The organism is Sphingobium lactosutens DS20, from assembly GCF_000445105.1.
GTDB classification, from domain to species: domain Bacteria; phylum Pseudomonadota; class Alphaproteobacteria; order Sphingomonadales; family Sphingomonadaceae; genus Sphingobium; species Sphingobium lactosutens.
The window spans coordinates 139,489-155,823 of the sequence record NZ_ATDP01000103.1; the positions used below are offsets into that span (position 1 = coordinate 139,489).

The 16,335-nt window shown below is 63.7% G+C and carries 19 protein-coding genes; 2 read left to right on the forward strand and 17 right to left on the reverse strand.

What is annotated here, in order from left to right:
* The first annotated feature begins 16 nt into the window (after positions 1 to 16).
* Together RLDS_RS47945 and RLDS_RS47950 are read left to right on the forward strand one after the other, a co-directional pair.
* On the forward strand, positions 17 to 1,417 hold the full coding sequence (locus tag RLDS_RS47945; protein WP_021224539.1) for an aldehyde dehydrogenase: 1,401 nt from the start codon (positions 17 to 19) through the stop codon (positions 1,415 to 1,417).
* 25 nt (positions 1,418 to 1,442) lie between these two features.
* Positions 1,443 to 1,910: a Gfo/Idh/MocA family oxidoreductase gene (locus RLDS_RS47950; RefSeq protein WP_236616786.1), complete on the forward strand. Its 468-nt coding sequence runs from the start codon at positions 1,443 to 1,445 to the stop codon at positions 1,908 to 1,910.
* 46 nt (positions 1,911 to 1,956) lie between these two features.
* On the opposite strand, the gene RLDS_RS0128685 is transcribed toward RLDS_RS47950, so the two are convergent.
* From RLDS_RS0128685 to RLDS_RS48030, 17 genes are all read right to left on the reverse strand, one after another.
* Entirely contained in the window at positions 1,957 to 2,178 is a 222-nt protein-coding gene (locus RLDS_RS0128685; RefSeq protein WP_031297364.1) for a helix-turn-helix transcriptional regulator, read from the reverse strand.
* Positions 2,171 to 2,530, reverse strand: coding sequence for a DUF736 family protein (locus RLDS_RS47955; RefSeq protein WP_021224536.1), 360 nt, complete (start codon positions 2,528 to 2,530; stop codon positions 2,171 to 2,173). Before RLDS_RS47955 ends, RLDS_RS0128685 begins: the two co-directional genes overlap by 8 nt.
* A complete protein-coding gene (locus RLDS_RS47960; protein WP_021224535.1) occupies positions 2,527 to 2,748 on the reverse strand; it encodes a DUF2274 domain-containing protein in 222 nt (73 codons plus the stop codon). Before RLDS_RS47960 ends, RLDS_RS47955 begins: the two co-directional genes overlap by 4 nt.
* Before the next feature lie 12 nt (positions 2,749 to 2,760).
* A complete protein-coding gene (locus RLDS_RS47965; protein WP_021224534.1) occupies positions 2,761 to 4,062 on the reverse strand; it encodes a TrbI/VirB10 family protein in 1,302 nt (433 codons plus the stop codon).
* Positions 4,059 to 5,036: a P-type conjugative transfer protein TrbG gene (trbG, locus tag RLDS_RS47970; protein WP_021224533.1), complete on the reverse strand. Its 978-nt coding sequence runs from the start codon at positions 5,034 to 5,036 to the stop codon at positions 4,059 to 4,061. Before trbG ends, RLDS_RS47965 begins: the two co-directional genes overlap by 4 nt.
* Positions 5,033 to 5,881, reverse strand: coding sequence for a conjugal transfer protein TrbF (gene trbF / locus RLDS_RS47975; RefSeq protein WP_021224532.1), 849 nt, complete (start codon positions 5,879 to 5,881; stop codon positions 5,033 to 5,035). The genes trbG and trbF overlap by 4 nt, the downstream gene beginning before the upstream one ends.
* A gap of 5 nt (positions 5,882 to 5,886) precedes the next feature.
* The gene (gene trbL, locus RLDS_RS47980; RefSeq protein WP_021224531.1) at positions 5,887 to 7,221 is read right to left on the reverse strand and encodes a P-type conjugative transfer protein TrbL; all 1,335 of its coding nucleotides are present in this window, start codon (positions 7,219 to 7,221) and stop codon (positions 5,887 to 5,889) included.
* 11 nt (positions 7,222 to 7,232) lie between these two features.
* Positions 7,233 to 7,955, reverse strand: coding sequence for a P-type conjugative transfer protein TrbJ (trbJ, locus tag RLDS_RS47985; RefSeq protein WP_021224530.1), 723 nt, complete (start codon positions 7,953 to 7,955; stop codon positions 7,233 to 7,235).
* Positions 7,952 to 10,444, reverse strand: coding sequence for a conjugal transfer protein TrbE (gene trbE, locus RLDS_RS47990; protein ID WP_021224529.1), 2,493 nt, complete (start codon positions 10,442 to 10,444; stop codon positions 7,952 to 7,954). Before trbE ends, trbJ begins: the two co-directional genes overlap by 4 nt.
* Positions 10,438 to 10,740 (reverse strand): VirB3 family type IV secretion system protein, encoded by a 303-nt coding sequence (locus tag RLDS_RS47995; RefSeq protein WP_021224528.1) that lies wholly within the window; start codon positions 10,738 to 10,740, stop codon positions 10,438 to 10,440. Before RLDS_RS47995 ends, trbE begins: the two co-directional genes overlap by 7 nt.
* Entirely contained in the window at positions 10,740 to 11,069 is a 330-nt protein-coding gene (locus RLDS_RS48000) for a TrbC/VirB2 family protein (protein ID WP_021224527.1), read from the reverse strand. The genes RLDS_RS47995 and RLDS_RS48000 overlap by 1 nt, the downstream gene beginning before the upstream one ends.
* Positions 11,070 to 11,072: 3 nt before the next feature.
* Positions 11,073 to 12,050: a P-type conjugative transfer ATPase TrbB gene (gene trbB / locus RLDS_RS48005; RefSeq protein WP_021224526.1), complete on the reverse strand. Its 978-nt coding sequence runs from the start codon at positions 12,048 to 12,050 to the stop codon at positions 11,073 to 11,075.
* Positions 12,047 to 12,448: a ribbon-helix-helix domain-containing protein gene (locus tag RLDS_RS48010; RefSeq protein ID WP_021224525.1), complete on the reverse strand. Its 402-nt coding sequence runs from the start codon at positions 12,446 to 12,448 to the stop codon at positions 12,047 to 12,049. The genes trbB and RLDS_RS48010 overlap by 4 nt, the downstream gene beginning before the upstream one ends.
* 14 nt (positions 12,449 to 12,462) lie before the next feature.
* The gene (locus tag RLDS_RS48015) at positions 12,463 to 14,502 is read right to left on the reverse strand and encodes a conjugal transfer protein TraG (RefSeq protein WP_021224524.1); all 2,040 of its coding nucleotides are present in this window, start codon (positions 14,500 to 14,502) and stop codon (positions 12,463 to 12,465) included.
* Positions 14,503 to 14,857: 355 nt separating this feature from the next.
* Positions 14,858 to 15,274: a PaaI family thioesterase gene (locus tag RLDS_RS48020; protein ID WP_021224523.1), complete on the reverse strand. Its 417-nt coding sequence runs from the start codon at positions 15,272 to 15,274 to the stop codon at positions 14,858 to 14,860.
* Between the two features lie 89 nt (positions 15,275 to 15,363).
* On the reverse strand, positions 15,364 to 15,642 hold the full coding sequence (locus RLDS_RS48025; RefSeq protein WP_021224522.1) for a hypothetical protein: 279 nt from the start codon (positions 15,640 to 15,642) through the stop codon (positions 15,364 to 15,366).
* Positions 15,643 to 15,678: 36 nt separating this feature from the next.
* A complete protein-coding gene (locus RLDS_RS48030; protein ID WP_021224521.1) occupies positions 15,679 to 16,104 on the reverse strand; it encodes an MASE1 domain-containing protein in 426 nt (141 codons plus the stop codon).
* Positions 16,105 to 16,335: the final 231 nt, after the last annotated feature.

Below are 16,335 nucleotides of genomic sequence, written 5' to 3' on the forward strand. Positions count from 1 at the left end.
ACAGGAGAGAGAGAAAATGCCGGAATTCGAACGCTTGAACCCCATTACCGGCGAAGTTGCGTCGCGAGCTGAGGCCATGACCGTCGATGCCGTTCGCGCGATCGCCACGCGCGCGGGCGACGCGTTTCCCGCTTGGGCTGCGCTCGGCCCCAATGCGCGGCGCGCCGTTCTGAACAGGGCAGCCGATGCACTCATGGCCAAGGAGAGCGCGTTCGTCACCGCCATGATGGACGAGGTAGGCGCCGCTGAAAATTGGGCGCGCTTCAATCTTGCTCTGGCTGCAGGCATCGTCAGGGAAGCCGCGGCGCTTACGACGCAGATTCTTGGCGAGGTAATCCCATCCGACAAACCTGGATGCGTCGCGATGGCGATGAAGGAACCGGTTGGCGTGATAGTCGGTATCGCACCATGGAATGCGCCGATCATTCTGGGGGTCCGAGCCGTCGCGGTCCCGCTCGCATGCGGCAACAGCGTCATTCTCAAAGCGAGCGAACTCTGCCCTCGGACTCACAGCCTCATAGTCGAGGCGTTCGAGGAAGCAGGTCTCCCGGCTGACGTGCTGTCCATCGTCACCAATGCCCCGCGGGATGCCGGGGACGTGGTGGGCGCTCTGATCGACGCTCCTGAGGTAAAGCGGATCAATTTTACCGGATCTACTACCGTCGGAAAGATCATTGCCCGCCGGGCTGCCGAACACCTAAAGCCCTGCCTTCTGGAACTCGGCGGCAAGGCGCCGTTTCTGGTGCTGGACGACGCGGATCTGGACGAAGCCGTGAAGGCGGCGGCTTTCGGCGCGTTCATGAATCAGGGGCAGATCTGCATGTCGACCGAACGGATTATCGTTGTCGAGTCGGTTGCGGATGCGTTCCTGCAGAAATTCACCGACAAGGTCGGGTCGATGCGTGCGGGCAACCCTCGCGATAGCGCAACGCCGCTTGGTGCAGTGGTCGATCGCAAAACCGTCGACCATCTTAACGATCTGATCGACGACGCTGTTGCCAAGGGCGCAACCGTCGTGACCGGGGGCAAGGCCAGCGACGTCGTTATCCAGCCCAGCATTGTTGCAGAAGTCACTTCGACCATGAAACTTTACCGCGATGAAAGTTTCGGCCCGATCGTCGCCGTCATCCGCGCGCGCGATGCGGATCATGCGATAGAACTGGCGAACGACAGCGAATACGGCCTGTCTTCTGCGATCTTTACCAGGGATGCGGCACGGGGTCTGGCGGTCGCGCGGCGCATTCGGTCCGGCATTTGCCATATCAATGGTCCCACCGTTCATGACGAAGCCCAGATGCCGTTCGGCGGAGTTGGAGCATCGGGCTATGGTCGCTTTGGCGGACGGCAGGGCATCGACAGCTTTACCGAGACCCGGTGGGTCACGATCGAAACCCAGCCCGGTCACTATCCCATTTGAAGCTTAGCGCCAGCAGCAGAGGGCCATGCAACCTTTGCTGCTGGCGCATTCAAGGACATTGATGCGTTGCATTCGTTGGCAGCGAGAATACCCGCAGACCACGAAAGAAACTGACCATAGCAAACCCATTGGCGTTGGCTTGATCGGGTACGGCCTTGGTGGGCGTGCCTTTCACGCACCCTATATCCGAGCTGCGCGCGACCTGTCGTTGCGCGCCGTCGTATCACGCGATCAGGGCAAGGTTCACGCCGACATTGCAAACGTCGCTGTCTCGGCGACCGTGGAGGAGATGCTGGCGCTGCCCGACATCGAGCTCGTGGTCGTCTCCAGCCCCGACCATCTTCATGCGGATCATGCGGTGCAAGCACTTGATGCTGGCAAACATGTGGTGATCAATAAGCCGTTCGCTGCCTCGCTTGGTGATGCGCGGCGGGTCGTCGCAGCAGCGGAGCGCATCGGGCGCATCGTCACCGCTTTTCATAATCGCCGGTGAGACGCGGATTTCAGGACATTGCGAGGCTAGGAACTATCAATGTAGCTCAGATCGATCGCTTTTTGCCTTCAAACCCGTCTTTGACATCCGCGATCCAGCCGACAATCTCACGTTCGCTCCAGCGAGAGGCAAAGGGAGAAATTTTGTAGGGCGGCGGGAAGCGTCGCTCAGAGATCAGACGATAGATCATCGACTTTCCGAGGCCGACGCGCCGCATTACCTCATCCAACCTCAGCAACCGCTCCGGAACTGGCTCAGCTTCAGCCATCCGAATCCTCCCTGGTCGGATGGCCGGATGGCGCCTTCCTGCCACAGTCCATAATCAGGCTTGCGCAATCGGCGTCCGCATCCGGAAAGAGGAAGGCATCTAACGGACAATGCGGATCCTCAATCGGAAGGTGCAGATAGGTTCGCGAGGGCTGCTTGCAGGTCTCGCTTTCCCATGCTTTCTCAATGTGCTGCCATCCCAGCGTGATGCGGGAAGCGGGGGCATGACTGCTTCCACGATCATCGTTCGGCACCAAACGGATCTGTCGGCGAAGGGTAAGGGTGTTGATCTTGCCTTCCCAGCCACGTTGAAAGCTATGCTTTAGCCGACCGATCACGATGTATCGCCTCATGGCCCTCCCTCCCCATCCCTGCGCGCCCTGGCGAACACCCGGTCGCTGGCAAGAAATGCCTCCAGCATGGCCGGAATGAGATCAGCCATCTCAGCCTTGTCGCCATAGGTGCGATTATAGATCGCGGTGTAGTCGCCCAGCGCCTTTGCAAGATCGGGCGTCACCGTCAGCCCGATCTTGATCGGGGTACGGTCGGGCAGTTTTGCCAGCTTGAGCATGGTTTCCTCCTTTCAGCGAGCGCCGCCCCAGGGCCGCAGGGTGATGTCCTTGTGGACGACGATGCGCAGCGGCCAACCGGGGCGGACCGTGATCGTGGGCTGGATGTTGAGGTTCTTTGAGACGATCTGCTGTCCCGCCTGATTGGCGGATTGCTGCGTGGACTGGCGGATCGCGCGGACAAGATCGCTCTCATCACTGCCGAGCGAAAGCTGCGTGCCGACGCCCAGCAGGGTCGATAGCGCCACGCCTTTCAGCAGTTGCCAGCTGTGCAAATCCACCTTGTCGGCAAGGCCCGCATAACCCGCCGCATCGGTCGCTGGCAGATTGTCGATCTGGATCGAGCTGCCATCGGGCAGTATGATGCGCTGCCATGCGAGCAGCGCTCTTTTCTGCCCGAACGCAACGACACTGTCATAGCTGCCGATCAACCGCGAGCCTTGCGGTATCAGCAAGGTCCGGCCCGTGACCGTATCAAACACCGGCTCCGTCACCTGCGCGACGACCATGCCGGGCAGGTCCGAGTTCAGCCCGGTGACGAGACTGGCGACAATGATGCTTCCCGCCATCAACTGATAGGGCGATGCCGGTGTTTCGAGCCGGTGGACACTGGCCGTTCCCCCGGTTGCCTGCTGCGCCATGAAGTCGATCTTGCGCTGCTGGTTGTTCTGGTCCTTATCGGGATCGAGAGCCAGACGCCCGGCCTCGCCGGTCGCCACTGGTTGTCCTGCGACGGCGGCCCCGGCAGCATCGCTCGCCGAACTAGTCGCAACGTGTGCCGATGATTGCACCATCACGCCGGCCTCGCGGGCCTGATGCGCCTGCGACGTGATCCGCTGGCGTTCGGCTTCGGCTGCCTGCTCGGCGGCAGTCGACGCCGTGTGCCCGGCGCCGGGACCATCTCCCTGATTGGCGAGCCCATGCTGATGTTCAAGGATCGGACGGCCAAGGTCTCCCGGCAGCGGTGGCCCCAGCACCGGCGTCCCGGCTTTGACCTTGCTATAATCGCCGGGCAGATCGGCAACGGCGTCGGCCGGCGTGCGGCGGTCACTGACGGCCTTCTCGCTGCCCGCCTCGACGATGTGCAGCGTCTTCGACCCGAGCGCCATCCACGTCACGCCGGCAATCGCCAGCGAGCCAAGCGCCGCCCCACCAATGATGACGCCGCGCCGGAAACGGACAACGCGGCGGGGGCTGGCACGCAGCACCAGTCCCTCTGGTGCGACCTTCTGCGGCGCTGACGTCGCCTCCGGTTCAGCGGCAACGACATCGTCAGCCCGTGCGCCGTTGGCGGGAGAATTTTCGCCCGCGCTCACTTGCGCTTCCCCTCAACCCCGGCGTCGGTCCGACTGATGCGGACGACCTGCTGCGGTTTTTCACCAAGTCGCAGTTCGGCGGCACCGAAGAGCCGATCGACGATATAGTGATTGCCGCTCACGCGATAATTGACGAGCTGACTGCCACCACTCGGGCCAACGACGAACAATGGCGGAGCTTCGCCCTGATCGAGCCGGGCCGGGAACTCGATATAGACCTTGCGACCATCGTCCCATGCCCGGACCGGGCGCCACGGCGGATTGTCGCCGGTGATGGCATAGGCAAAGCGCAGGTCGGCCAGCACAATGTCGGACGCAACCGGCTTGGCCTGCTCGGCAAGCTGGTTCTGCCGCTGCAAGGCCAGAAGCCTGTCCTGCGGATAGGTCCAGCTAATCGCTGCCATCGCGGTGCGGTCGGTGCTCTCCAGTGCCAGATGGTAGGCGCGCCGGTCGGTCGCGATGACCATGTTGGTGACAAGCCCAGGGGCAAAGGGCTTCACCAGCACATGCACACGGGCATCGTCGCCCGAGCCGCTGGTGGTGTCACCGATGACCCAGCGCACCGTATCGCCCGCCGAAACGGCCAGCAGCTTTTCGCCGGGCTGGAGCGTGACATCGCTTACCCGCTCCGGCGCGGCATAGAGACGATAGAGCGCGCCGTCGGTCCAGGGATAGACCTGCATCGCGTTGATATAGCCTGCGCTCGAAGGCTCACGGGTTGCCGCTCTGTTCGCGGCTTCCACCCGCGCGGTAGGGGCGCCGGTCTCCTTCGTCGCGGATGGCGGCGGCAGCATCTGTCCCGGCAAGGGCAGCGGCTGCGGAACGGTGACGATCTCGACGGGCCTGGGCGGTTCTGCTTCACGGGTGGCAGGCTGGAACCGGGCGGCATCGAGCGCGATGGCCGGAGGCGGCGTCGCGCCAGCGCAAGCGCCAAGGGCCAGGATCGGAAGCGGCAGCAGGGACAGGCGGATCATGGGCGATCTCCCTTCTCATCGGTGGTGGGGACTGGTGCCGGCGCAACTGCTGACATGGGGGCGGCCGTCGGCTCGCTCGGAAGTTCTGCGTGTTCGGCAGTCGGCAGATTATCTGTCGGCACCTGAGCACGGCCAGCCTGCCGCCCTGCTGCGGAGGATGGGCCGTCCAGTTCGCGCGCCCAGTCAATGGCGTTGACGAACAGGCCGAGCGGGTTCTTTCGCAGCGCATCGGCGGTCTTGGGCGGCTGCATGATGACGGTCAGCATGGCCGTCCAGCGCTCGGTCTTCGCAAGGCTGCCGCGCTCGAAGATGCTCTCGGTCCATTTGACCTGAAAACTGCTGTCCGATGCCCGGACCACGCTCGTCACTTGCACCGACACGCTGCGCTGCCCGATCCCGGCGAACGGGTCATTGGATCGCGCATAGTCATTGAGGAAGATCGCCGCCCGGTCAGTGGCGAAGTCATAGGCATCGAGCCAATTGCGCTTCACCAGCACCGGATCGGTCGAGACCGAGCGGACGTTGGAAACAAACCGGCCCAGATGCCATGCGATCTGGCCATCGGTCGGCCGGTAGTTCTGGATCGCCGGAGCAACGCTGCGCGCCTCACCAAGCCGATCCACCTCCACGACATAGGGTGCGACCCGGCTCTGCATCGACTGCCAGACATTGGAGGCGATGAGGATGCCGGTGAGGCCCAGGCTGGAGAAGGCGACCAATCGCCAGTTGCGCGCCTGAACGCGGGCAGAGCCGATGCGTTCATCCCATAGCTGCCCGGCGCGCTGCCATGGGGTTTCCGGAGCGGGCGTCTGCCCATAGCGCTGGATGGATCGCTTGAAGATCATGGCTTTCACCCCTTTTCGCTGAGGTCGGGATTGGCGGAGCCGCCGGGTCGATCGCCGTCCTTCACGGCTTGCATCGCCATGTGCCGGTGGTGCCGTGCTGTCTGCTGGGACCGGAGGCTCTGCGCCCAGGCCGGTGCCGGATCGGATGGTGCGGTGTTGGCGGAGGGCGCGGCAGGTGCTGGCGATGTCCGCCCGGCATTCCAGGCTGCTTGCTGCCCTGCGGCGGCGCTGGCCTGCACGGGGGCGGCGATACGCGATGCCGTCGCTCTGGCTACCTGCGATGCCGCGCCGCCTGCTGCGGTCGCGATACCGCCGAGGCCTGCGCCGACGCGGGCACTGCCAGAGGTTTCCTGGCCCAGCTTGTAGGCGGTCGAGGCCGCCGAACCCATTGCCGTCCCGGCACGGATCGCGCCCATGCCGCCGCGCCCGGCCATCATCGCGCCGCGTGCGCCGAGCAAGGCAGCGCCGCCAGTCATGATCGCCGCGCCTGCCGCCGTGCCGATGGCGGCGCCCGCACCAAGTTGCGGCGCACCGGATACTAGGCCGGAGGCAATGCCGGGGCCGAAGATGCCGAGACCGAACAGCGTCAGCGCGCCCATCAGTAGAGTAAGCGCTTCGGAGACACCGGGATCATCGCCGACAAGGCTGGTCATCTGGTCGAAATAGTTGGTGCCGATGCCGATGATGACGGCGAGCACCATCACCTTGATGCCCGACGAGACGACGTTGCCCAGCACCCGTTCAGCTAGGAAGCTGGTCTTGTTCCAGAGTGCGAACGGCACGAGCACAAAGCCTGCCAAGGCGGTCAGCTTGAACTCGACGATGGTGACGAAAAGCTGGATGGCGAGGATGAAGAAGGCGAGCACCACCAATAGCCAGCAGATCAGCAGCACCGCGATGGCGAGAAAATTGCCGAAGAATTCGGGAAAGCCCATCAGGTCGTTGACCTTGGCGATCAACGGATAGGCGGCGGTAAATCCGGTGCCCGCGATCTTGCCGGGATGAAGGAGATCGTCCGCGGAGAGGCCGCCGCCGCCCGCCGTGATGCCCAGCCCCGAAAAGCTGCGATAGACGATGTCGGCAAGCCGCGAGAAATTGCCGAGAATATAAGCGAAGGCCCCGACATAGAGGACTTTCTTGACCAGCCGCCCGAGCATATCCTGATCGTTATCCATCACCCACCACAGGGCGGCGAGCGTGACATCGATGCCGATCAGCACCGTAGTCAGGAAGGCTACGTCGCCGGACAGCAGGCCAAAGCCGCTGTCGATATAGGTGAGGAAGGTGTCGAGAAACGCGTCGACGATATTGAGGTCGAGCCCGCCAATGTCGGGGTCCATCGCCTGTTCTCCTAGCGGCGGGTGTAGAGGGTAGAGGTGCCGATGAAGCGGCGGCTCTGCTCGCGCGCGGCCTCCATCGCCTGCTGCTCGCGGGCACGCTCCAGTGCATCGGCGCGGTATTGCGCCGCCATCATCTGCTGGATCTGGAGCTGCTGGCGCGTGGAGACCGCGATCAACTGGTTGGTCGCTTGGCTGACCTGAAGGCTGCCGGTGGCGGATTGGCTCTGACTGACCAGTTCGGTCAGCAGCGTCGCGTCGGACTGGATATTCTCCACCACCTGCGACTGCACCCGCATGGTCTGGCGGTAACCCTGCATCGATGCCTGATAGCGGGCACGCGCCTGCGCGATGATCTCGTTGGTTGAGAGCGCGGTATCGAATGCAGCGGGGAATTGCTTGCGCAGGGCTTCGTCGGTGGAGGCAAGATCAAAGGCGATGCCCTCGGCTTGATTCATCAGAGTGCCGATCCGCTGCATCGAGCGGCTGATCTCGCTCAGGGAAGAGAAGTCGAGCCGCTGGAGATGCTTGCCCATGTTGGTCAGGATCGTCGCCTGATTCTGGAGTGCCTGGATCTGGTTGTTGATCTGCTGAAGCGTGCGCGCGGCGGTCAGGACGTTCTGCGCATAGTTGGAGGAATCGAACACCAGCAGCGCATAGGCCGGTGGGACGGGCACGACGGCGGCAGTCACCGTGGCGGTGGCGGCCATCAGGGCGGCGAGAAAACGGGATTTCATAGATCAAGCTCCGTTTGCTGGGGGTGAGAAGCGGTCGCGGTAGGGTCGGCGCCGGCATCGGGCACGGCATCGAAGCCGGCGAGCAACGCCGCTGCCCAGTCGAGCCCGCGGGAGAGCAGGAAGGCAGCGGTGAAACCGTCGCGCCCATGCTCATCGAGCAGCCGGTCGATCAGGTTCTGGCTGCCGGGATCGGAGGCACCGCACAGCGCAAGGGCGATCGGCCCCAGCGCCAGTTCGAACAGGCGGTTCCCCGCGCGCGATTGTAGGTAATAATGCCGCTTGGGCGTCGCACGGGCGATCAGCTCGATCTGCCGCTCGTTGAGGCCGAAACGCTCATAGGCGGCGCGGCCCTGCGGTTCGACGGCCCGATCGTTGGCAAGAAAGATGCGCTGTGGGCAGCTTTCGATGATGGCGGGCGCGATGCTGCTGTCGGCAATGTCGGCAAGGCTCTGGGTCGCGAAGATCACGCTGACATTGCGCTTGCGCAGAACCTTCAGCCATTCGCGGATGCGAGCGGCGAAGAGCGGGTTGTCGAGGAAGACCCAGGCCTCGTCGAGCACCAACAGGGTCGGCCGCCCGTCGAACCGCTCTTCCAGCCGGTGGAAAAGATAGGTCAGCACCGGAGCGACCGCGCCTGCACTGTGCATCAGCGCCTCGGTCTCGAAGCACTGCACATCACCCAACGCCAACGCATTCTCGACCGCGTCGAGCAGGCGGCCGAACGGCCCTTCCAAAGTGTAGGGCATAAGCGCTGCCTTCAGCGCATTGGACTGGAGCAGGAGGCATAGGCCCGTCAGTGTGCGCTGTTCGGGCGGAGCGCCGGCAAGGTTGGTCAGCGCCGACCACAGCGCCTCTTTGATCTCGGGGGTCACTTCCATGCGCTCGGCAGTCAGGAGCGCCGCGATCCATTCGGCCGCCCACGTGCGTTCGGCATCATCGTCGATATTGCGCAGGGGCTGGAATGCCAGCGCATCTCCGGTTTCGCCGCCGCTTCCCAAGGCATGATGCTCGCCGCCCATCGCCAGCACCGCTGCGCGGGCGGACAAGCCCTTGTCGAAGACATAGACTTGGGCACCGGGATAACGGCGGAACTGAAGCGCGAGCAGCCCCAGCAGCACCGACTTGCCCGCGCCAGTCGGGCCGACGATCAGCATATGACCGACATTGCCGACATGAGTGGACAGGCGGAACGGCGTCGAACCGCTGGTCTCGGCATAAAGCAGTGGAGGTCCGCCGAGGTGCCGGTTGCAAGCCGGGCCAGCCCAGACCGACGACAACGGCATCAGGTGCGCGAGGTTGAGCGTATGGACCAGCGGCTGCCGGACATTGGCATAGACATGGCCGGGCAGCGATCCGAGCCAGGCCTCGACCGCATTGACGCTCTCGCGGATGCAGGTGAAGCCCAGACCATTGACGATCCGCTCGACGATGCGGACCTTTTCTTCGGCGCGTCCCCGATCCGCATCGCTGACGGTGATTGTCGACGTGTAGTAACCGAAAGCTACATGATCGCCGCCAAGCGCCTGAAGCGCGAGGTCGGCATCGACCACCTTGTTGTCTGCATCGCTGTCGATCAGCGGGACCGGCTCGTTCATCATCACCTCGCGCATCAGCTGGGCAATGGACTTGCGCTTGTTGAACCACTGGCGCCGGATCTTCGTCAGCGCCTTGGTCGCTGCCGTCTTGTCGAGCGCAATGAACCTGGTCGCCCAGCGATAGGCGAAGTCCTGATGGTTGAGGGCATCGAGAATGCCAGGCCGGGTCGCGTTGGGAAATCCCAGCACGGTGACGGTGCGCAGATGCCGGTCGCCCAGCATCGGCTCGATCCCGCCCGACAACGGCGTATCGACCAGCAGGCCGTCGAGATACATCGGCGTCTCCGGCAGTCCGACAACGTGACGCCGGGGCGAGATGCAGCTGTGCAGGAAAGTCAGCGTCTCGCGATCGTCGAGCGCGCGAACCTCTGCCATGAAGCCTGAGAGCAGGTCTTGCACCCTGTTGGTCTCGGCGATGAAGGCCCGCAGTTCCGTGCGCCAGTCGCGATCCTGCTGGGGCGCATCGCGCTCCAGCAACGCGCGCTCGGCACGGCTGACCTGATCGGCGGGCGGCAGGTAGCAGAGCGTAAGGTGGGTCCGGCTCTCGAAATGCTGTCCCTTGCGCCCGTCGAAATGTACCCGCCGTTCCTCATCGACCAGCCAGGAGGCTGCATCGGGGAACGTGCTGTCGGGATAATCCATTGCCTCGATCCGTTCGGCATCGAAGAAAAAGGCCCAGCCTGATCCGAGGCGCCGCAGCGCATTGTTGGCACGGGCACAGACCGAGAGCAGCTCGGCCTCGGTCGCGCTTTCGAGGTCGGGACCACGAAAACGCAGGGTGCGCTGGAAACTGCCGTCCTTGTTGAGCACAACGCCCGGCGCCACCAGCGCGGCCCATGGCAGATGGTCGGCCAGCCGGTCGGCCGTGCTGCGATATTCCTTGAGGTTCAGCATGAGAGATAGACCTTCTGCCGGAGGTGTCGGGCCAGCACGGGCGCGAAATCGGGATCGCGCTTGGCCGCAAAGACGGCGAGGCTGTGCCCGGCGAGCCAGAGCAGCAGGCCTGCGATCCACTGCTGGAGGCCCAGCCCCATCGCGGCGGCGAGCGTGCCGTTGAGGATCGCGATCCCGCGCGGCGCGCCGCCGAGCAGGATCGCCTCGGTCAGCGAGCGATGCAGCGGCACCTCGAAGCCCTCGATACGAGCACTGCCGCTATGCCCGCCGTCGGCGATGGAGCCAGGCCCGGCCATCAGACCAATGCCCCGCCGCCGAAGCTGAAGAAGGAGAGGAAGAAGCTGGAGGCGGCAAAGGCGATCGAGAGGCCGAAAACGATCTGGATCAGCTTGCGGAAACCGCCGGAGGTCTCACCGAACGCCAGCGCCAGGCCGGTGGTTATGATAATGATCACCGCGACGATCTTGGCGACCGGCCCCTGTACCGACTCCAGAATCTGCTGAAGCGGTTCCTCCCACGGCATCCCCGAACCGGACGCCATGGCAGTGACGGGCAGCAGCAGAGCGGCAGCGATGAGCGTGGCGCGCGACAGGCGCGCGGGGACGAACGAACGTGATGCGTACATGGATCAGTCTCCAGTGCTGTGGGGGATGACGAGGTCAGTGACGGCGTAATCGCCGCCCTCATCGAGCCCGCCGACCTCGGCAACGGTCTCGATCCTGCGGCCGATGCCTCGGCCGGAGATGAGCACCACCATGTCGATCGCTTCTGCGATCAGGCGGCGCGGCACGGTGACGACACTTTCCGCCACCAGCTGTTCGATGCGGTAGAGCGCGGATCGCGCGCTGTTGGCATGGACGGTGGCGATGCCGCCGGGATGGCCAGTGTTCCAGGCCTTAAGCATGTCGAGGGCTTCGCCGCCCCTGACCTCGCCAACGATGATGCGGTCGGGTCTCAACCGTAAGGTCGAGCGGACGAGATCGGCCATCGTCACGGCGCCGGGCTTCGTTCGCAGCGCCACTGTATCGGGCGCGGCGCATTGTAACTCGCGCGTATCCTCGATCAGGATCACCCGCTCGTCGAGTTGAGCCATTTCGGCCAGCAGCGCGTTCGCCAGCGTGGTCTTGCCCGACGAGGTGCCGCCCGCGATGAGGATGTTGCGCCGGTCGACGACGGCTTTGGCGAGCACCACGGCGACTTCAGCACGCATGATGCCGTCGGCCACATAGTCAGCGAGGCGGTGGATGCGGACAGCCGGCTTGCGGATGGCGAAGCATGGCGCCGACGCTACCGGCGGGAGCAGACCTTCGAAGCGTTCGCCACCGTCAGGTAGTTCGGCACTGATGATCGGCGCGTCGGCATGGATCTCTGCGCGCACATGGCTGGCGACGAGACGCACGATCCGCTCTGCCTCGGCCACTTCCAGCCGGGCGCTGGTCTCGATCCGGCCTTCGCCAAGACGGTCGAGCCGCAGCACGCCATCCGGGTTAACCATGATCTCAATGACAAGCGGATCGGCGAGCGCGGCGGCAATGGCCGGTCCCATGGCGGTGCGCAGCATGGCGCTGCGACGGTCGCGTGACTGTGCCCCAAGCGCGCCGCTCATGACGGCTCACCATCGCCAGCCGGAGTGTCGATCGACCGACCAGTCGCAAGCTGTCGTCCCACCTGATCGACGAAACGGCGGAAGCGCTCGCGCCCGACCACCTGTGCAGCCTTGTCCGCCTCGGGCAGCGGCGCCGTCACAGTCAGCTGATAGCGGACGAACAGCGACAGGGTTTCGAGAAGCACGGTTGCGTCGCGCTCGATACGTCCCAGCTGATTGCTGAGCCGGTCGAGCCGGTGCTTGAGCAGGTCATCGACTTCGCGGGTGGCGCGGCGATTGAGATATTCGCGCAGGGCGTCGGAGATGATCGCGGACTTCGACGTGCCCGGTTTCGATGCCAGCATGTCGAGACGGGCGGTAAGTTCCTCGTCGAGATAGAGATGATGGCGTGGTTTCACTGCCGTTCTCCCCGTCAGAAGTTCGGCAGCAGATCGTCGCCGCGATCCGTGCTCTCGTTAATGCCATAGGCACGCTGGACCGGGTTCAGATTGCGCAGACGGTCCATGGCGCGTCGGTCGGCGACCTCGTCGCTCTCGTCGTCGGTGCCGGGGGCGGCATCGCGCTCCGTCTCATCCGGGGCCGGGGCCTGCTCCTCGGCGAGGCCGGGATGGCGCTCACGCTGAAGACCACCCTCCGCCTCCGCGAAAGCATCGGCATCGTCCGTGGATGCAGCAGCGAGGCCATCATGGGGACTGCGGACTTCGATTCCCCAGTCGTCAGCGCGGGATTCCGGCCGATCCTGATAGGGGCCATCACTAAGCACTGGCGGCGGCATCACGCGCGCGGCAAAGTTGCGGTCCTCATAGTAGCGCAGCTTCTTTGCCCGGATCGGCGCCAGCCCCGAGACCATCACCAGTTCATCGGCGGGCGACAGTTGCATGACCTCGCCGGGCGTCAGCAGCGGCCGGGCTGTCTCCTGTCGCGACACCATGACATGGCTGAGCCAGGGCGCGAGCCGATGCCCGGCATAGTTGCGCTGCGCGCGCAGTTCGGTCGCGGTGCCGAGCGCATCGCTGATCCGTTTGGCCGTGCGTTCATCGTTCGAGCTGAAGGCGATGCGGACGTGGCAATTGTCGAGGATGGCGTTGCTCTCGCCATAGGCCTTGCTGATCTGGTTCAGGCTCTGCGCGATGAGGTAGGCGCGGATGCCATAGCCGGCCATGAAGGCGAGCGCGGTCTCGAAGAAGTCGAGGCGGCCCAGTGCCGGGAATTCGTCCAGCATCATCAGCAACTGGTGCTTGCGGCTCTTACGGGGATCGCCCTCCAGCCGCTCGGTCAGGCGGCGGCCAATCTGGTTCAGGACCAGCCGGACCAGCGGCTTGGTCCGCGAGATGTCCGAGGGCGGAATGACGAGGTAGAGCGACACCGGCGCCCTGGCATCGACGAGATCGGCGATGCGCCAGTCGCAAGCGGATGTCGTCTGCGCCACGGTCGGATCACGGTAGAGGCCAAGGAACGACATCGCCGTGGAGAGCACGCCGGACCGCTCGTTCTCGCTCTTGTTCAGCACTTCGCGCGCGGCGCTGGCGACGACGGGATGGACCTGGGGATGCTTGGACGTGCCCAGATGATTTGTCGCCATCATGCGGCGCAGGGTGCTGGCAAAGCTGCGCTGGGGATCGGAGAGAAAGGTGGCGACGCGCGCCAGCGTCTTCTCTTCCTCGGCATAGAGGACATGGAGAATGGCGCCGACCAGCAATGAGTGACTGGTTTTTTCCCAGTGCGAACGCCGCTCCAGCCCGCCTTCCGGGTCGACGAGAATATCGGCGATATTCTGCACGTCGCGCACTTCGTCCGGGCCTTTGCGAACCTCCAGAAGCGGATTGTACCGGGCCGAGCGCGGATCGGTCGGGTTGAACAGCAGGCAGTGCGAAAAGCGCGAGCGCCAGCCGGCGGTCAGTGTCCAGTTCTCGCCCTTGATGTCGTGAACGACGACACTGCCGGTCCAGGACAGGAGAGACGGCACGACGAGGCCGACGCCCTTGCCCGAGCGGGTCGGCGCAAAGGCCATGATATGCTCAGGGCCGTCATGACGCAGATAGTCGGAGCCGAGCCGGCCGAGAAAGACACCGGCATCGCGCAGCAGGCCCGCGTTAGCGATCTCGCGCTGCGACGCCCAGCGTGACGAGCCATAAGTGGTGACGTGGCGGTTCTGACGCGCGCGCCAAAGCGATCCGACGATGGCCGCAGCGCATCCGAGAAATCCGCTAGCCCCGGCCAGCGCGCCAGCCTTGTCGAAGACCTCGGGCGCATAAGCCTCGTAATGATACCACCATCCGAACAGCTGCCATGGCCGATAGACCGGGATGCCGCACGCGATCGTCCAAGGCGCACCGAGCTGCGCCTGATAGCCCAGCATGGCGGCGGCCCATTGGGTTCCCGCCCATACGCCCAGCAGGACGATCGCGAAAACGATGAAAATCTGCCCGACTAGCAGCTTGGTGGGGGTCATGTGCCTTGGCTCCGACTCGCCGGCCATCACGGCAGCGCAAGTGAAACCAAGGGTGGATCAGGCCAGTTCGAGAGCGTTACATCGGTTACGCTCAGTCCAACCCGCTTAAGACGTCCTTTCAACCGCCGACGGGCAAATGACGTTGGTTCCTCATAAGCGGTCCAGCAGCTCGGCGCCCATTCAAGCCGTTTGGCAGCATTATGCTCCCGCCCAGAATCGGACATTCGGATTTGACTGGTGTGGGACTAATCAGTCGTTCCAAGCTCGCCACCCGACCGCCCGCTTTCGCTGACAGAGGACATTCCTGGCTTACGAGCGTATCAGATCCTCCGTCAGCGGCGCGTTGAAGCCCAAGCTACGGGAGCGCGTAACCGACAGTGGCTTGGGCGATAAGGTGGTCCTCATTCCCCTGCCAGACCCGCACATCGACCGTGGCCAGTCGGCGGCCCAGCTTTAATAATCGGGCGTCTGCAATGATCGTCTCCATTTTGCAGGCGCGGAGGAAGGAGATGGACAGACCGTTTGTTACTGCCATCTCCTTTCGCCCATGGTGAGCGATAATCACCGCATAGGCTGCAACATCGGTAAGTGCCATGAGCGTTGGCCCCGATACGATCCCTCCGGGCCGACCCATGCTTGAGTTCGGATCGAGGGTCATGCGGACATGCCCAGCTTGAACATCGACCACAGCGCCAAGGGACGCGCGCGTTTCGCTCGGAAATGCGCCATCGAGAAACTCGGCAAGTTCGCTTAATGACAGACAGGGATTCATGGCATCCAATCAATTGAAAAGTTTGGCCTTCAAGACGCTCATTAGCGGTTGAGGTTGTTCCAACGGAATGAGGTACCCCGTTTCTTCGATTATCGAAAGGGTGGCATCTGGAATGCCGCTAGCCAGCGTTCGGCTCTCTTCAATTCATACAGGCGCCCTCTTGACTTGAGCGCGCCGGCGGTTGGCAGGATCACCATCACGACGGTGGCGAAGTACGCCTGAAGGATCTGGAGGCGCAGGCCCATTCCGCCCGAAATCATCGTCGTGGGCCCCACGCCGGACAGGGAGAAAATGCTGGCGATGGTGACGAGGATGACGATGGAGGTGACTGCACCGAAACGCCCAAGTCGTAGCGTTGCCAGCATCATCGGCAGAAAGGGCAACGCGAGAAGGGGGATCTGGCCCTAGCCAAACGTGACAGTCGCCACGGCGCACACAGCCAGCATGATCGCCCATGCCTCTATCGCCCTGATCCGGTCGACGCGTTTCATCCACCTGTTGATGTACCCTCCAAGCAGGAGGATCATCGGCGGGCCGAATGCGATCACGCCCACTGCATGGGCGGTGAACCAATCACGCCACGTCGTCCAATAGGGCGCCCGGCCGGCGATATGGACGAACAAGGCCCCGACAAATGCGACGACCAGCGGAACGGCGATGCCGGCAACGGCTACAAACCAGAGAATCTCGCGAGCGGACAAGAATTGTCCGAAACGGGGATAGGCACGACGGACCATCCACGCCGCGGCGAAGGCTTCGCCGACATTTGTGATCGCCAGCGGCATGGCGACCTTCCAGCCAAGTCCAAATACCAAGCTGGAAAGCGCCATTGGCTGGAATGCGCCGGTGGATGCTGCCGTGAGTTGTCCGGACTGCGCCCACTCAAGCCGTTCGACCGCAATATTACGATGCTTGAAAGCGGACCGCCCGATTATGACTGGGCCTGGGACAAACCTGCCATTCAGTTTTGTATTTGCGAGCGGCAGGTTTTGGTTTGGAAACAGACATCGGTAATTTTACCGTCATTGCTCTTTGAAACGGGCAGCCTTGGCGGAGAGGCT

What these genes read in the sequence shown, in the direction of transcription:
- RLDS_RS48025 (WP_021224522.1), bottom strand. Translation starts at nt 15,642, where the DNA reads ATGATGCTGGCAACGCTACGACTTGGGCGTTTCGGTGCAGTCACCTCC.
- RLDS_RS48030 (WP_021224521.1), bottom strand. Translation starts at nt 16,104, where the DNA reads ATGGCGCTTTCCAGCTTGGTATTTGGACTTGGCTGGAAGGTCGCCATG.
- RLDS_RS48015 (WP_021224524.1), bottom strand. Translation starts at nt 14,502, where the DNA reads ATGACCCCCACCAAGCTGCTAGTCGGGCAGATTTTCATCGTTTTCGCG.
- trbF (WP_021224532.1), bottom strand. Translation starts at nt 5,881, where the DNA reads ATGATCTTCAAGCGATCCATCCAGCGCTATGGGCAGACGCCCGCTCCG.
- trbJ (WP_021224530.1), bottom strand. Translation starts at nt 7,955, where the DNA reads ATGAAATCCCGTTTTCTCGCCGCCCTGATGGCCGCCACCGCCACGGTG.
- RLDS_RS47950 (WP_236616786.1), top strand. Translation starts at nt 1,443, where the DNA reads ATGCAACCTTTGCTGCTGGCGCATTCAAGGACATTGATGCGTTGCATT.
- RLDS_RS48020 (WP_021224523.1), bottom strand. Translation starts at nt 15,274, where the DNA reads ATGAATCCCTGTCTGTCATTAAGCGAACTTGCCGAGTTTCTCGATGGC.
- RLDS_RS48000 (WP_021224527.1), bottom strand. Translation starts at nt 11,069, where the DNA reads ATGTACGCATCACGTTCGTTCGTCCCCGCGCGCCTGTCGCGCGCCACG.
- RLDS_RS47960 (WP_021224535.1), bottom strand. Translation starts at nt 2,748, where the DNA reads ATGCTCAAGCTGGCAAAACTGCCCGACCGTACCCCGATCAAGATCGGG.
- RLDS_RS0128685 (WP_031297364.1), bottom strand. Translation starts at nt 2,178, where the DNA reads ATGGCTGAAGCTGAGCCAGTTCCGGAGCGGTTGCTGAGGTTGGATGAG.
- trbL (WP_021224531.1), bottom strand. Translation starts at nt 7,221, where the DNA reads ATGGACCCCGACATTGGCGGGCTCGACCTCAATATCGTCGACGCGTTT.
- trbG (WP_021224533.1), bottom strand. Translation starts at nt 5,036, where the DNA reads ATGATCCGCCTGTCCCTGCTGCCGCTTCCGATCCTGGCCCTTGGCGCT.
- RLDS_RS47955 (WP_021224536.1), bottom strand. Translation starts at nt 2,530, where the DNA reads ATGAGGCGATACATCGTGATCGGTCGGCTAAAGCATAGCTTTCAACGT.
- trbB (WP_021224526.1), bottom strand. Translation starts at nt 12,050, where the DNA reads ATGAGCGGCGCGCTTGGGGCACAGTCACGCGACCGTCGCAGCGCCATG.
- RLDS_RS47945 (WP_021224539.1), top strand. Translation starts at nt 17, where the DNA reads ATGCCGGAATTCGAACGCTTGAACCCCATTACCGGCGAAGTTGCGTCG.
- RLDS_RS47995 (WP_021224528.1), bottom strand. Translation starts at nt 10,740, where the DNA reads ATGGCCGGGCCTGGCTCCATCGCCGACGGCGGGCATAGCGGCAGTGCT.
- trbE (WP_021224529.1), bottom strand. Translation starts at nt 10,444, where the DNA reads ATGCTGAACCTCAAGGAATATCGCAGCACGGCCGACCGGCTGGCCGAC.